Origin of the sequence: uncultured Aquimarina sp. (assembly GCF_947492115.1) — a bacterium.
In the GTDB taxonomy this organism is placed as follows: domain Bacteria; phylum Bacteroidota; class Bacteroidia; order Flavobacteriales; family Flavobacteriaceae; genus Aquimarina.
On sequence record NZ_CANLMM010000002.1, the window covers coordinates 69,867 to 83,428 of the forward strand.

Genomic DNA, 13,562 nt, shown 5'->3' on the forward strand with positions numbered 1-13,562 from the left:
ACTAGTAGTTTATGGTGTAAATCGACAAGTTTGATTTGCACCATAAACATTAATTAATCGTCGCATATGAAGTTTTTTAAAGAACTTACATTTTTTTACGCAACCTTTTTTATTTTATCAGTCATATAGAATAATGACAAACTTACAATACAAGAAAAACCTTTGGATATCAAGGAACTTATAAAAAAATGTAAGAAAAATAATAGGGAAGCGCAAAGCGAATTGTTCTATGCTTATAAAGATCAACTTTTTGCTTTGTGTCTAAAGTATTCTAAAAATCGCCAAGAAGCCGAAGATATTCTTCAGGATTCATTTCTAACTATTTTTAAGAAAATAAAACAGTATAACAATAAGGGGTCTTTTGAGGGATGGATGAAAAGAATTACAATCAATAAGGCTATTGATAAATATAACGACAAGTTCTTTTTAGATATACCTATAAAAGAGAACTTAATTACCGACACTAAAATTGATCAGGATCGATTACATCTATCTATTGATGAATTATTGGGATATATACAGAAATTACCAGATCAATATCGCTTGGTTTTTAACCTTTATGAACTAGATAACTATTCGCATAAGGAAATAGCTAGTATGCTTGGTATTTCAGAAGGAACCTCTAAATCTAACCTCCATAGAGCAAAAGTACAGTTAAAAACAGCAATACTATCTGAAACATATTCCCAAAAAAAAATAGTTGTAAATAATGGATAACGAAAAGGATATAGGACAATTTTTCAAAAAAGAATTAGGTGATTTTACGGAGTCTCCTAATGCCACTATTTGGAAAAACTTAGAAGCGGAATTAAACAAATCAGACAAGCGTAATTATGCTTACAGGTTGAGATTTGTCGCTATTGCTGCCATATTTATTTTCTCCGCTACAAGCATTATTATTTTATATGACAATACATCTAACTCCATAAAACAAGATCAGCTTATAATCCTCGAAAACTTAGAAAACGACTGTTTTGAAACTACTTTTAAAGAGATAACAAATATTGACAAATCAAAAGAAATAAATATTGAATCTTATCCTAATGATGATACTCAAAAGCAAAGAATAATTACAACTAAGAACACGACCGATGAAAAAAACTTTAGGAAGCAAAATATTGACAATAAAGCTAAAACTTCTAAAACCAGTATTAATTTAAATAACAATTGGAAAGCAGGAAGTAATTCTAGAGAAAACACTTCTGCCAAAAATGGTGTTGATAATACAAATCATTTATATAAGAATTCTGATAATAACGATTTCAAAAATTCAAGAAATACTCTCGGAAAAACTGACAAAAATAAAGTTGGCAATAGTAAACCTTTGCATATAGAACCTTTTGAAAAATCTAAGTCTATTGTCAATAATCGAAAAACTGAAAACAAAACATCAGAACAATTACTAAAGCATAATGACAGTACAAAAACAGAGGTAGTTGATAAAAAACTTCCTAAAGACACTTTGATTTATCTAACTCCAAAACCTGTCCGGAAAAAAATGATTCAACAATTTAATATAGCTGCTCATATTATCCCAACATTTACTTTTCCTGGAGATGGCTCTTTGCTTAGTAACAGACTTGAAAACAATAATGAAGTAAGTGCAATATCATTGGGTTATGGTATAGTTTTAACAGCTGACCTAAATGATCGATTAAGTCTAAGAACTGGTTATAATAAAACAAAGGTAAAGACAAATATAAATAACATTGTAAGTGATACCATTTCGAGCGTTCTTTTAGATTCAAATATTATTGTTCCTAACACAATAACCCAAACAATTACGAATCAAGAAACGGTGGATCTTACTCAAAAAATAAAATATCATGAGCTTTCCGCAGAATTGTCCTATAAAATCATCAACAAACGATTTGATTGGTCTATCATTGGTGGAGCTAGCTTTCTAATTTTACAAAAAAATGAAGTATCCTTGCTAACCAGCACAACTAACTTTGATTTAGGAAGGAGCAATAAATTGGCCCCTTTGACAACCAGTTTAAACTTTGGATCGAACCTAAGATATCGATTATTCAAAAAGGTTTATTTTAATATTGAACCTTTGATAAAGTATCAATTAAAGAATGCAAGTAAGAATCAACAATCTTATCGACCTCTTTATTTTACAATTCAAAGTGGAGTATCAATAGATTTCTAGGAGTAAATCTAATGAAACATTACTCAAATTTTGTGAAAAAATTAAAAATCACAAGAACACTTTATATTTTTTGCGAAAATCACAAAATTGAATTATTTTTCTATCTTATTTTTCCATCTCATTATCATCAATCATAAAAAATAAGGAATGGTACAAGAAAAATTTTTAGAGCTTATTAAAAAACAAATCTGCTCTAAAACTTCGCTCATCGATGAAGTAGCTACAGCTTTAGATATAAGCTATGACGCTGCTCATAGAAGAATTAGTAAAAAAAGTAAGTTATCTCTTGAAGAAGGGGTAACTCTGGCTAAATACTTCAGTTTATCTATTGATCAGTTGTTTTCTAGTGAAGATGAGCATATTGTGGCAGTAAAAAAAACAGCTCCAGTTCAGGATATGAAAAGCTTACTGGCATACTATGAAAACTCCTATAAATCTTTATCTCCGCTCATTAACAACCCTAATGTAGAGATGATTTATTCAGCCAAAGATTTACCAATATTCTATACTTCTGATGATAATCTACTTTCTAAATTTAAGATGTATGTATGGTTAAAAATTATGGATTCTGAACTTGGTGATGTAAAATTCACTGGATTTAATCCTTCTCTATCCTTAATTGAGGCTGCTAAAAGATTAGGAAAAATGTATAATGATCTTAACTCTATCGAAATTTGGGACATCACTACTATTAATAGTACATTAAAACAGATACACTTTTATTTCGAATCCGATTCTCTTACTTCTAAAGATGCTTTACAAATCTGTGATGACCTGCAACAGTTACTACATCAAATTTCTAGAAAAATAATTGAGCAAAAAGATAATTTTAAGTTCTACTATAATGAATTGTTACTCATGAACAACCGTGTATTGGTAAAAACACCTACCGAAAGATCGCTCTATGTCCCTTTTACCATTCTTTCTTATTATAGGACCAACGATGTGATCACTTGTGATCAAGCCGAAGAATTTCTAAATATACAAATGGAAGGTTCTAAATTATTAAGTACTGCGGGAGAAAAAGAAAGAAATTTATTTTTTAATAAAATGCAGAAAAAAATTGAAGCCTTACGTTCATTAATTATAGCCAAAAATGTACTAGAATTCGAATAAGCTCATAAACTTTTAGCTCCTATCACGACTCATATACTACCAATACTTAAGGCAGTAATAGTGCATATAAAAAAATAATTTTACTTTTTTGTAACATTTTCGTAACACCTTACGTATAATTAAGAAAAGAGAAGCCCTAAATATTCACAATATTAAATTTCAAGGATAACATAGATGAGACAACTTAAAATTACGAAGCAGGTAACGAATCGTGAAACTGCATCGCTGGATAAGTATTTGCAGGAAATAGGTAAGGTAGATCTTATTACTGCAGATGAAGAGGTGGAATTAGCTCAGCGCATTAAAGCTGGAGATGAGAGAGCCCTTGAAAAATTAACAAAAGCCAATCTTCGATTTGTGGTATCTGTTGCAAAACAATATCAAAATCAAGGATTGACATTACCTGATTTGATTAATGAAGGAAACTTAGGTTTAATCAAAGCTGCTAAGCGTTTTGATGAGACTAGAGGATTTAAATTTATTTCTTATGCTGTATGGTGGATTCGTCAATCTATATTACAAGCATTAGCAGAGCAATCACGTATCGTTCGATTACCATTAAACAAAATTGGTTCGATCAATAAGATAAATAAGACATATGCTTTCTTAGAGCAATCTCATGAAAGACCGCCAAGTGCAGAAGAGATCGCTAAAGAATTAGACATGACGATCAATGACGTAAAGGAATCCATGAAAAATTCTGGTCGTCACGTAAGTATGGACGCTCCTTTAGTAGAAGGTGAAGATTCTAACTTATATGATGTACTAAATTCTGGAGAATCTCCAAATCCTGATAGATCTCTATTGCACGAATCACTTCGCACCGAAATTGAGCGTGCTTTAGAAACACTAACACCAAGAGAAGCTGATGTAATCCGTTTATACTTTGGTCTAGGAGATCAACACCCTATGACTTTAGAAGAAATCGGTGAAACTTTTGACTTAACTCGTGAGCGTGTAAGACAAATTAAAGAGAAAGCTATTCGTAGATTAAAACATACATCTCGTAGTAAAATATTAAAAACTTATTTAGGATAACTTTTAATTTCCTAAATTGCGGTTACAAACAGTTTATAACATAACTGTTCGTTTTTTGATTGATGAATGACCTCCGGCTGATTACCGGAGGTTTTTTCTTGCACAATATCTGTAGTTTTACACATTACTGTTGAACCACAATTAACAGTATTATTATGATTATTAAATCTTATTACTTCCCAAATTTTCTAAAAAAACTGTACCTTTAAAAGTATATAAAGGAAATTATGTGGCAAACCATTAGTTATGTAAGTACTGCAGATCCATCATTGACTACCTTAGAAATGGAAGACCTTTTCCAGCTCGTTAAACAAAAAAACAATGATCTGGGCATTACTGGTATACTTTTATATTCGGATGGTAATTTCATGCAAATACTAGAAGGTGAGAAAACTTATATACATGAGCTATTTTCTAAGATACAACAAGATGAACGCCATTATAATGTTATTAAAATTTTTGATCGAAAGATTATCAACCCTTGCTTTTCAAAATACCACTCGGACTTTAAAGTTTTTGGAGAATCTTATAGTCATAATGAACTTCAGAATTTCTTAGAAGGAGAAAAGTCTTATAATCCAGACAATTACAAAAGTGTCTCCTATCTTACTAAAAAGTTCATGAAACTTTCCTAGGTAATTATTTAGTAGAGCAAAAATTCATGTCTTACTAAACGACTGTTAAAAACAACTGTTAAATCTATTTTTTTGCAGAAAAATTCCCTTTCAAAATTATAACTTTAAGTTATATGAAAAAACCTATTTACCATACCATATCGTATGTTAGCACTTGCTCCGAGCTTTCTGATCAAGAAATAAACGAATTATTAAATACTACAAAACTGAAAAATAATGACTTAGGAATTACAGGAATTTTGATGTATTCTGAACAAAATTTCTTTCAAATTATCGAAGGAGAAGTAACAACTATTAAAAATTTATATCAAAAGATAGTCCGTGATATTAGGCATTTTGATATTATTAAAATATTTGATAGGTCTACAGAAATTCGATGTTTTAAAACTTTTGAAAATTCCTATACTGTCGTAAATAAGGAGAAAGATTATTTAGAGCTAGAACGTTTTCTAGAATCTGAAAAGAGTTATAATCCAAAAAACTTTAAAAACATATCCTACATCGCGAATAAATTTATGAAGCTCTCTTAGTTTTAAACTTAAATAGTATTTTTGCAGCAAATTTTACTAAATATGGCTTCTAAATTAATTGCCCCTTCTGTATTAGCTGCGGATTTTGCTAACCTACAAAGAGATGTTGAAATGATAAACAACAGTGATGCTGATTGGTTTCATATCGACATCATGGATGGAGTTTTTGTACCTAACATTTCCTTTGGTATGCCAGTACTAAGAGATATCGTAAAACATGCAACAAAAACTATTGATGTTCATTTAATGATCGTAGATCCAGACAGATATATAAAAACATTTGCGGATTTAGGTAGTAATATTTTAACCGTTCATTACGAAGCTTGTACACACCTTCATAGAACATTGCAGGCAATAAAGGCAGAAGGTATGAAAGCAGGAGTTGCGATCAATCCACATACCAATGCTAGCTTATTAGAAGATACGATCAATGATATTGATTTAGTTTGTATTATGAGTGTAAATCCAGGTTTTGGAGGACAATCTTTTATAGAAAACACTTATAAAAAAGTACAACAGCTTAAAGAAATAATTGTTCGTAATAACGCCAGTACTATGATCGAAATTGATGGTGGAGTTACTAACAAAAATGCAAAGCAACTTGTTGATGCTGGAGCAGATGTATTGGTTGCTGGTAGCTACGTTTTTAAGAGTGAAAACCCTATTGAAACTGTAAAAGGACTAAAAGAGATTATTGGGTAATGAAACACATTGAGCTTATTATAATCGGTGGTGGTCCAATAGGTATTGCTTGTGGTCTAGAAGCTCAGAAAAAGGGGATAGATTATCTCATTATAGAAAAAGGCCCAATTGTTAATTCTCTTTTTAACTACCCTGTTAATATGCAATTTTTCTCTTCTTCAGAAAAATTGGAAATTGATAATATTCCTTTTATAAGCAATGAAGCAAAGCCAAAAAGAAATGAAGCTCTAGAATATTATAGAAGAATTGTTACTTCTAATAATCTTACTATAAACTTATTCGAAAAAGTATATTCTGCTAAAAAAGAAGGAAATCTTTTCCATATCCAAACGGAAAAGGATACGTATACATCTAATTACATTATAGTAGCTACGGGGTTTTATGATATTCCGAATAAGATCAATGTTCCTGGTGAAGAACTACCCAAAGTATCTCACTATTATAAGGACCCTCATTTTTTTGCAAAGCAAAAATTAGCAGTTATTGGCGCTAGTAATTCTGCAGTAGATGCCGCTTTAGAGTGTTATCGCAAGGGGGCAGATGTTACCATGATAGTTCGATCTCCAGAAATTGGAAAACGTGTGAAATATTGGGTACGACCTGATATCGAAAACCGAATCAAAGAAGGAAGTATTCATTCCTTTTACAACGCCAATGTAAAAGAAATACATTCGGACAAACTACTGATTACAACACCCGAAGGTGAAGTTTCTATAGAAAATGATTACGTATTGGCTTTAACAGGATACATGCCAAATTTTGAGTTTTTAGAAAACATCGGTATTGAACTTTCGGATGATGAAAAGAAGTATCCGCAGTATGATGAAAACACTATGGAGTCTAACATCAATGGTCTTTATTTGGCTGGTGTAATTTGCGGTGGAATGGATACGCATGTTTGGTTTATTGAAAACTCTAGAATACATGCAAAAACTATCTTAAACCACATTGTTACTACTAAACAGAATTCTTAAAGGTTTATCTAAATCAAATTCACCCTATGAGTCACTTAAAAAAAATACAAATTAATTGATCTGAGTTTCGAAATAACGAAAATTGAGCATCCTACTTACATATAGATAGATATCGGGAAATTGATCTCTTAACTTATCAGGAGATTCCATAAAGACCTCAACCAACACAGCGATAAACTCAAATTTATCCGTAAATGCATATTCTCTTAGTAATTTACTATCAATAATTTTATTCCTTAACGTAACCGAGGATAAATGATCTTCCAACTCCAGAAAAGTATCATGAAATATTTCTGAACTTATATTATTACTTTTTAGAGAACAATAATGAATCGCATGCGTTATTTCATGAATTCCTAAATTGATACCATCATCCTGATCTAAATTTCCAAGATTAAAATGCTCCCAAGACAGCACTAAAGCTTTAGATCTTGGATTAAATTCTCCTTTGTTCTGTGTTTTGTTTAGAATAGAATAATACGAAGATGGGTATAAGATAATAGTCTCTACGTATTCTAGTAAATAATTACGCATCCCAAAAGTCATCTGAATCACCAATAACGTAATTTGCATACGTTTTTCATCATCTACAATCACCCCTTCTCTTCCTACAAACTTTGTCGTTTCTAAAAATCGAACTACACGATGTTCAAAAAAAATTTTTTTCTGTTTATCTAGTCTATTATACAATGAGTTGGTAGCCAAAAAAGGCACCAAGTGCTTGGGTAACTTTTTGGGAGTAATATAAAAATGTACGAAGAAAGGCTTCTTATACTTATTTGCATATACGGTTTCTAGATATCTTGAGATATAATAAAGACATATAGCAACAATAGTCATGGCTAATATTACAGCCAAAAATTTCGGTATCCCAGGTTCAGGTTGTTCCTGAAGGGAAATAATGTATAAAAAATAAAGATTCAAAAAGCTAAAAGTAGGTTTATTAAGTTACAATAATAAAGGTTTTGAAATAAAAACTCTGTTAAATCAGTAACTAAAACGCTAAACCTTAACGAATAGTATGAAAGAAAACCTACAAATAAGGTCTTTAAATCTAACTATTTGGTGGTATTAATTCCTACTTCTTGGATGGATTTATAACCACCTGCCACATCTACCAGATTATGAATCCCTCTACTTTTTAAAATAGACGCTGCAATCACCGAACGATAACCACCTGCGCAATGCACATAAAAGGTTTCATCTTTTGGAAAATCCGCTAAGTAATCATTAATCATACTCAAAGGGGTATTAGAAGCTTTTGGAATATGTCCTCCAGAAAACTCAGATTGTTTTCGTACATCGAAAACGGGTGTGCTTTCTGTAAGTTTATTTTTAAATGTATCTGCAGTAATAGAATCTAATTGATCGATTTCTTTTCCGGCTTGTATCCAGGTTTCAAAACCGCCTTCTAAACATCCTAATGTATGATCAAAGCCAACTCTGGATAACCTGGTAACCGTTTCCTCTTCTCTACCCTCTGGAGTAACTAATAGTATAGGTTGTTTTACATCTCCTATCAATGCTCCTACCCATGGTGCAAAACCTCCATCTATACCGATAAAAATTGATCTTGGAATATGCCCTTTAACAAAATCACTCTGATGCCTTACATCTAAAATCACTGCTCCAGTCTCATTTGCTATTTGCTCAAAAGTATCTGGATCTAACTTTTGGGTTCCACGATTTAATACTACCTGTATGTCATCATATCCTTCTTTATTCATTTTTACATTCAGTGGAAAATAAGAGGGAGGCGGTAATAAACCATCTGTTACTTCTTTTACAAACTCTTCCTTGGTCATATCCGATCTCAGCGCATAATTGGTTTGCTTCTGCACTCCTAAGGTTCCAACAGTTTCTGAACTCATATTTTTTCCACATGCTGAACCTGCGCCATGCGCTGGATACACGATAACATCATCTCCTAGCGGCATTATTTTAGTACGCAAGCTATCAAATAACATCTCTGCCAACTGTTCTTGGGTCATATTCGCAGCTTTTTGCGCCAGATCAGGTCTGCCTACATCACCTAAAAACAAAGTATCTCCACTAAAAATAGCATGATCTTTTCCTTCTGAATCTCTTAATAAATAGGTTGTACTTTCTAAGGTATGTCCTGGAGTATGCAAGGCCACAATAGTTACATCTCCTATTTTGAATTCCTGACCATCTTCTGCAATGATTGCATCAAAAGAAGTATGAGCATTGGGTCCATATACAATAGGAGCATTAGACTCTTTAGAAAGTGTGATATGTCCACTTACAAAATCGGCGTGAAAATGTGTTTCGAAAATATATTTTATCTCGGCATTATCCGCCTTTGATTTGTCTATATATGGTTTTATTTCTCTCAGTGGATCTATGATCGCCACTTCTCCATTACTTTCTATATAATATGCTCCTTGTGCAAGGCAACCGGTATACATTTGTTCTATTCTCATCTTTCTCGGAAATAAATATCAAAAATTTTTCAAATTTATAATTAATTAAAAATACCACAAGTCATTACTCTCATTTATGAAGCACCAAGAAATTTCAGTAATTCATATACAAGAGAAGCAGGCCATACTATTGCTTTCACCACACCTAACAAACCCATCCAAAAACTTGTTGCATGACTAATATAATAGATCAAAGCACCAATAATACCTAATCCATAAACAGTATTTGAAGAAGCTTTTTTCTGTACTTTTTCTTTCATCTTATAGTAGGATAAACCCTATTTTTTGGGGTATTTAAAACCATATAGTAACTGTCCTAAAAAACTTTTAGGCACATTTTCGTCTCCCGGAAAACCTATCTTAACAGTTCCGCTATCTTCTGGAATATAATTTGTCTTAAAGATATAATCCCAAAGACTTAAGCTAATTCCAAAATTTACTCCAAAAGATTTTTTAGGCAACACATACGCATGATGATATAAATGCATCACTGGATTATTTAAAATATACTTAAGTGGTCCCCAAGTAATCTTAATATTTGCGTGATTAAAATGCCCTATAGCAATTGCCAAAAAGTGCACTATATAAGCTTGTTCTGGTTCAAATCCTCCTAAAATCATGACTCCAATAGTTTTAAGAGGTTTGTATAATATGTTTTCCATCCAATGATATCTAAGATGTGCGGCAAACCCCATTTCCTTTACAGAATGATGTATTTTATGAAATCGCCAAAAGAAAGAAAACTTATGTAATAATACATGTGTAAACCATTGTACAAAGTCTAGAATAATAAAAAACACGAGCAACTGCAACCATTTCGGTAAGTCTGATATATTCAAAATCGTGAGACTTTGATGTGATATTCCTAAGTTGTTAAAAAATAAACTCAACAATTCATAAACCCCACTTATTACAATAGAAAACACAAAAAAGTTGAAAAACATATAGAATCCATCCAACCAAAAATCTTTTCTAAAAACTGCTTGGTCTTTCCTCCATGGAAATAACAACTCCAAACTCCAAACTAATAATGAAATAGCTATTAATCCCCAGAAATAGTTGGTATACCAAGGAACTTCAAAAATAATAGAGTTCCAAGTCCACTGAAGACTATTTTTAAACGCATCAATAAATACATTCACATATTTATCCATAATACAAATTTACTAAAGAAAACCGCTTACCTTACTATATGTCGAGTAAATGATTCCTTTCCTACACTATATGAAGAATTAGTTTTTAGAATGGTAAATGTATAAAAGGAGAACTTTGATTTCAGTAACAAAAGTTACAATCCAAAAACAACTTAGCACAGCTGTTTTAATATTGTATTTGAAACTCTTTAAAAGAAAGTACTGGTGCTTCTTTCTTATCCACATTGATAACTTTTGCAAATTGCGGACCATCCGCACACCATGCCAACAACTGTGATAACTGATCTTCATCTCCTTCGGCTTCAATATACACATCTCCATTAGGTAAATTTTTTACAATTCCTTTTATTCCTAATTCTTGCGCTTTTTCCAAAGTGCTTTTGCGATACCAAACTCCTTGTACTTTACCTGTTACAATAATATTATAATGCTTAATCATATCACTACTAGTATTATGTATAAGATTTGACTATTGAAATAATATTTTGCTTTTGCAATACTCCAGATTGTCTCCAAAGTTGCTTACCATCTTTAAAGAGTAGCATTGTTGGAACTCCTCTTACCTGATATTTTGCTGCTAAAGTTTGATTTTTGTCCACATCTATTTTTACAATTTTAATAGAATCTCCTAATTCCTCCTTTACTTCCTTTAATATAGGAGCTAACATTTTACATGGACCACACCAATCTGCATAAAAGTCAATCAGGACCGGAGTAGTTGAATCTATTATATTACTAAAATTATCTTTCATCTGTTTATAATTTTATTGTTTTTATGGTCAGATGGAACCGCCATCTAATCATATCTGCAGGTATCATCTTATTGTTATGGCTTATTTCATATATAGTCATTATTACAGAGGAAAAGTAGCTCTTTTTTCATAGAAACCTCTAATTTATTTCTAAAAAACGTCTGAAAACACCTGTATTTTGGTTAAAAAATGTTAAAATAGTACCTTTTTATACATAGTACTGTAACAAAATTGAAGTTTTGTTGTCTAGTAAGTATATAACAATTCAAAACAATATCAATTATGAGAACTTTAGACAGCAATCAAATCACAAACAAATTAAAAAGTACAAAAGGAAATATCTGGAATGCTAAAAGACGCTACAGATAAACAATCAAATCAATTATTCATCAATCAAAAAAAAATCAACATCATGAGAACTTTAGACAACAATCAAATTTCGAACAAATTAAAAAGTACAAAAGGAAATATCTGGAATGCTAAAAGACGCTACAGATAATCAATCAAACCAATTATTCATCAATCAAAAAAAATCAACATCATGAGAACTTTAGACAGCAATCAAATTTCGAACAAATTAAAAAGTACAAAAGGAAACATCTGGAATGCTAAAAGACGTTACAGATAAACAATCAAATCAATTATTCATCAATCAAAAAAAAAATCAACATCATGAGAACTTTAGACAACAATCAAATTTCGAACAAATTAAAAAGTACAAAAGGAAATATCTGGAATGCCAAAAGGCGTTATAGGTAATTACAAAATCAATTATCAATCAAAAATCTAATCATCATGAGAACATTACAAAATATAAGGAATCGATCACGAAATAGTGCTACTCCACAATACAATCGATTCGTAAATTATATAACACAATTTTACGATTATGAAGGAAATATTATTACTGGAAATAAGCGATATACGTATCAAACAGAATGATAATTTAAAGGGCTGAATCTTAAAAATTAATTTAAAATTCAGCCCTTCTCTTTCATAGCAACGACTTTAATATTTTCTTCTTATCAATTACTCTAAATTAATGTGGTAATTTATCTTTTAACAATCCGTACAAAAATGTCCCTAATATTGATGCTATTATTACAATGACAATAGGCAAATAACCAGCTCCAGCCAGAACAAATAAAGGACCTGGACAAGCTCCAGCTAGCGCCCAACCCAAGCCAAAAATTATTCCTCCTAATAGATATCTATAAAATCCTCTTTCTTTTGGAACCATGTTGATTTTATTTCCAGAGAAGGATGTTACCTTTCCTTTTTTCGCGAATTGGATAAAAACACTACCGATGACAACAGCAGAACCAATAATTCCATACATATGAAAAGATCCAAATTGAAACATTTCATAAATTCGAAACCACGAGGCTGCTTCTGATTTAAAAAGAACAATCCCAAATAAAATTCCGACACCTAAATAAATTACTGTTCTCATCCCTAAAATATTAATGGAAATATAAAATGAACCATTAGCAAACCTCCTATAAAAAATCCTATAACGGCTATTAAAGAAGGTAACTGCAAATCGCTTAATCCCGAAATCGCATGACCAGAGGTACATCCTCCAGCGTACCTAGCTCCAAAACCTACTAATAAACCACCTACTACAAGTATTAGTAACATTATTGGATCATTGAATACATTATCAGCATATAATTTATCTGGTGCGTAAGCATTACCAACATCACTAAAACCCATTTCTTTTAAGTCTTCTGTAATTGCATTAGACGCTATATGGACTGTTGGATCTTCAGAAAGTAAATTTCCTCCAATAAAACCTCCTAATACCATTCCCAAAGCAACAACTAGATTCCATCGCTGCGCTTTCCAATTAAATCTAAAAAAACTCGTTGTCTTTCCAGCTCCACAAATAGCGCAGAGTGTTCGAAGGTTAGATGACATTCCCATTTTTTTATCAAGCATTAGCAATAAAATCATCACTAGTGCAATTAATGGTCCTGCAATATACCATGGCCAAGGTTGTTGTATCCAATTCATGCAATTTTATTTTCTCTACAAACTACTGGATTTAAAAAAGGAAAGT

General features: G+C 31.5%; 17 protein-coding genes. 9 read left to right on the forward strand and 8 right to left on the reverse strand.

Features of this window, described 5'->3' with window-relative positions; translation table 11 throughout:
• Positions 1-162 precede the first annotated feature (162 nt).
• The 8 genes from Q1A73_RS05675 to Q1A73_RS05710 all read left to right on the forward strand — a co-directional run bounded on the left by Q1A73_RS05675 (position 163) and on the right by Q1A73_RS05710 (position 7,150).
• Positions 163-717 (forward strand): RNA polymerase sigma factor, encoded by a 555-nt coding sequence (locus Q1A73_RS05675; RefSeq protein WP_299602779.1) that lies wholly within the window; start codon positions 163-165, stop codon positions 715-717.
• A complete protein-coding gene (locus Q1A73_RS05680; RefSeq protein ID WP_299602781.1) occupies positions 710-2,155 on the forward strand; it encodes a hypothetical protein in 1,446 nt (481 codons plus the stop codon). Before Q1A73_RS05675 ends, Q1A73_RS05680 begins: the two co-directional genes overlap by 8 nt.
• A gap of 147 nt (positions 2,156-2,302) precedes the next feature.
• Positions 2,303-3,271, forward strand: a complete 969-nt coding sequence (locus Q1A73_RS05685) for a hypothetical protein (RefSeq protein ID WP_299602783.1) — start codon at positions 2,303-2,305, stop codon at positions 3,269-3,271.
• 174 nt (positions 3,272-3,445) lie between these two features.
• Entirely contained in the window at positions 3,446-4,309 is an 864-nt protein-coding gene (locus Q1A73_RS05690; protein ID WP_027395748.1) for a sigma-70 family RNA polymerase sigma factor, read from the forward strand.
• 227 nt (positions 4,310-4,536) lie between these two features.
• The gene (locus Q1A73_RS05695; RefSeq protein WP_299602786.1) at positions 4,537-4,944 is read left to right on the forward strand and encodes a BLUF domain-containing protein; all 408 of its coding nucleotides are present in this window, start codon (positions 4,537-4,539) and stop codon (positions 4,942-4,944) included.
• A 113-nt stretch (positions 4,945-5,057) separates the two neighbouring features.
• Positions 5,058-5,474, forward strand: a complete 417-nt coding sequence (locus Q1A73_RS05700; RefSeq protein ID WP_299602788.1) for a BLUF domain-containing protein — start codon at positions 5,058-5,060, stop codon at positions 5,472-5,474.
• A gap of 42 nt (positions 5,475-5,516) precedes the next feature.
• Positions 5,517-6,176 (forward strand): ribulose-phosphate 3-epimerase, encoded by a 660-nt coding sequence (gene rpe, locus Q1A73_RS05705; RefSeq protein WP_299602791.1) that lies wholly within the window; start codon positions 5,517-5,519, stop codon positions 6,174-6,176.
• Positions 6,176-7,150 (forward strand): YpdA family putative bacillithiol disulfide reductase, encoded by a 975-nt coding sequence (locus Q1A73_RS05710; protein WP_299602793.1) that lies wholly within the window; start codon positions 6,176-6,178, stop codon positions 7,148-7,150. Before rpe ends, Q1A73_RS05710 begins: the two co-directional genes overlap by 1 nt.
• A gap of 51 nt (positions 7,151-7,201) precedes the next feature.
• Here Q1A73_RS05710 and Q1A73_RS05715 read toward each other — a convergent pair whose 3' ends face one another.
• The 6 genes from Q1A73_RS05715 to trxA all read right to left on the reverse strand — a co-directional run bounded on the left by Q1A73_RS05715 (position 7,202) and on the right by trxA (position 11,500).
• The gene (locus tag Q1A73_RS05715; protein ID WP_299602795.1) at positions 7,202-8,008 is read right to left on the reverse strand and encodes a zinc-dependent peptidase; all 807 of its coding nucleotides are present in this window, start codon (positions 8,006-8,008) and stop codon (positions 7,202-7,204) included.
• 200 nt (positions 8,009-8,208) lie between these two features.
• Complete coding sequence (locus tag Q1A73_RS05720) at positions 8,209-9,594, reverse strand: MBL fold metallo-hydrolase (RefSeq protein ID WP_299602798.1); 1,386 nt, start codon at positions 9,592-9,594, stop codon at positions 8,209-8,211.
• A gap of 74 nt (positions 9,595-9,668) precedes the next feature.
• Positions 9,669-9,854, reverse strand: coding sequence for a hypothetical protein (locus Q1A73_RS05725; RefSeq protein ID WP_299602801.1), 186 nt, complete (start codon positions 9,852-9,854; stop codon positions 9,669-9,671).
• A gap of 18 nt (positions 9,855-9,872) precedes the next feature.
• A complete protein-coding gene (locus tag Q1A73_RS05730) occupies positions 9,873-10,748 on the reverse strand; it encodes a sterol desaturase family protein (RefSeq protein WP_299602804.1) in 876 nt (291 codons plus the stop codon).
• Positions 10,749-10,914: 166 nt separating this feature from the next.
• Positions 10,915-11,187, reverse strand: a complete 273-nt coding sequence (locus Q1A73_RS05735) for an acylphosphatase (RefSeq protein ID WP_299602807.1) — start codon at positions 11,185-11,187, stop codon at positions 10,915-10,917.
• Between the two features lie 13 nt (positions 11,188-11,200).
• Positions 11,201-11,500 carry a thioredoxin gene (gene trxA, locus Q1A73_RS05740; protein ID WP_299602809.1) on the reverse strand — a complete coding sequence of 100 codons (300 nt, stop codon included), beginning with the start codon at positions 11,498-11,500 and terminating at the stop codon, positions 11,201-11,203.
• 795 nt (positions 11,501-12,295) lie between these two features.
• Here trxA and Q1A73_RS05745 point away from each other — a divergent pair.
• Positions 12,296-12,442, forward strand: coding sequence for a hypothetical protein (locus Q1A73_RS05745; RefSeq protein WP_219006587.1), 147 nt, complete (start codon positions 12,296-12,298; stop codon positions 12,440-12,442).
• Between the two features lie 97 nt (positions 12,443-12,539).
• On the opposite strand, the gene Q1A73_RS05750 is transcribed toward Q1A73_RS05745, so the two are convergent.
• Together Q1A73_RS05750 and Q1A73_RS05755 are read right to left on the reverse strand one after the other, a co-directional pair.
• A complete protein-coding gene (locus tag Q1A73_RS05750) occupies positions 12,540-12,953 on the reverse strand; it encodes a DUF6691 family protein (protein WP_299602814.1) in 414 nt (137 codons plus the stop codon).
• Positions 12,954-12,955: 2 nt separating this feature from the next.
• Complete coding sequence (locus Q1A73_RS05755) at positions 12,956-13,516, reverse strand: YeeE/YedE thiosulfate transporter family protein (RefSeq protein ID WP_299602815.1); 561 nt, start codon at positions 13,514-13,516, stop codon at positions 12,956-12,958.
• Positions 13,517-13,562 lie beyond the last annotated feature (46 nt).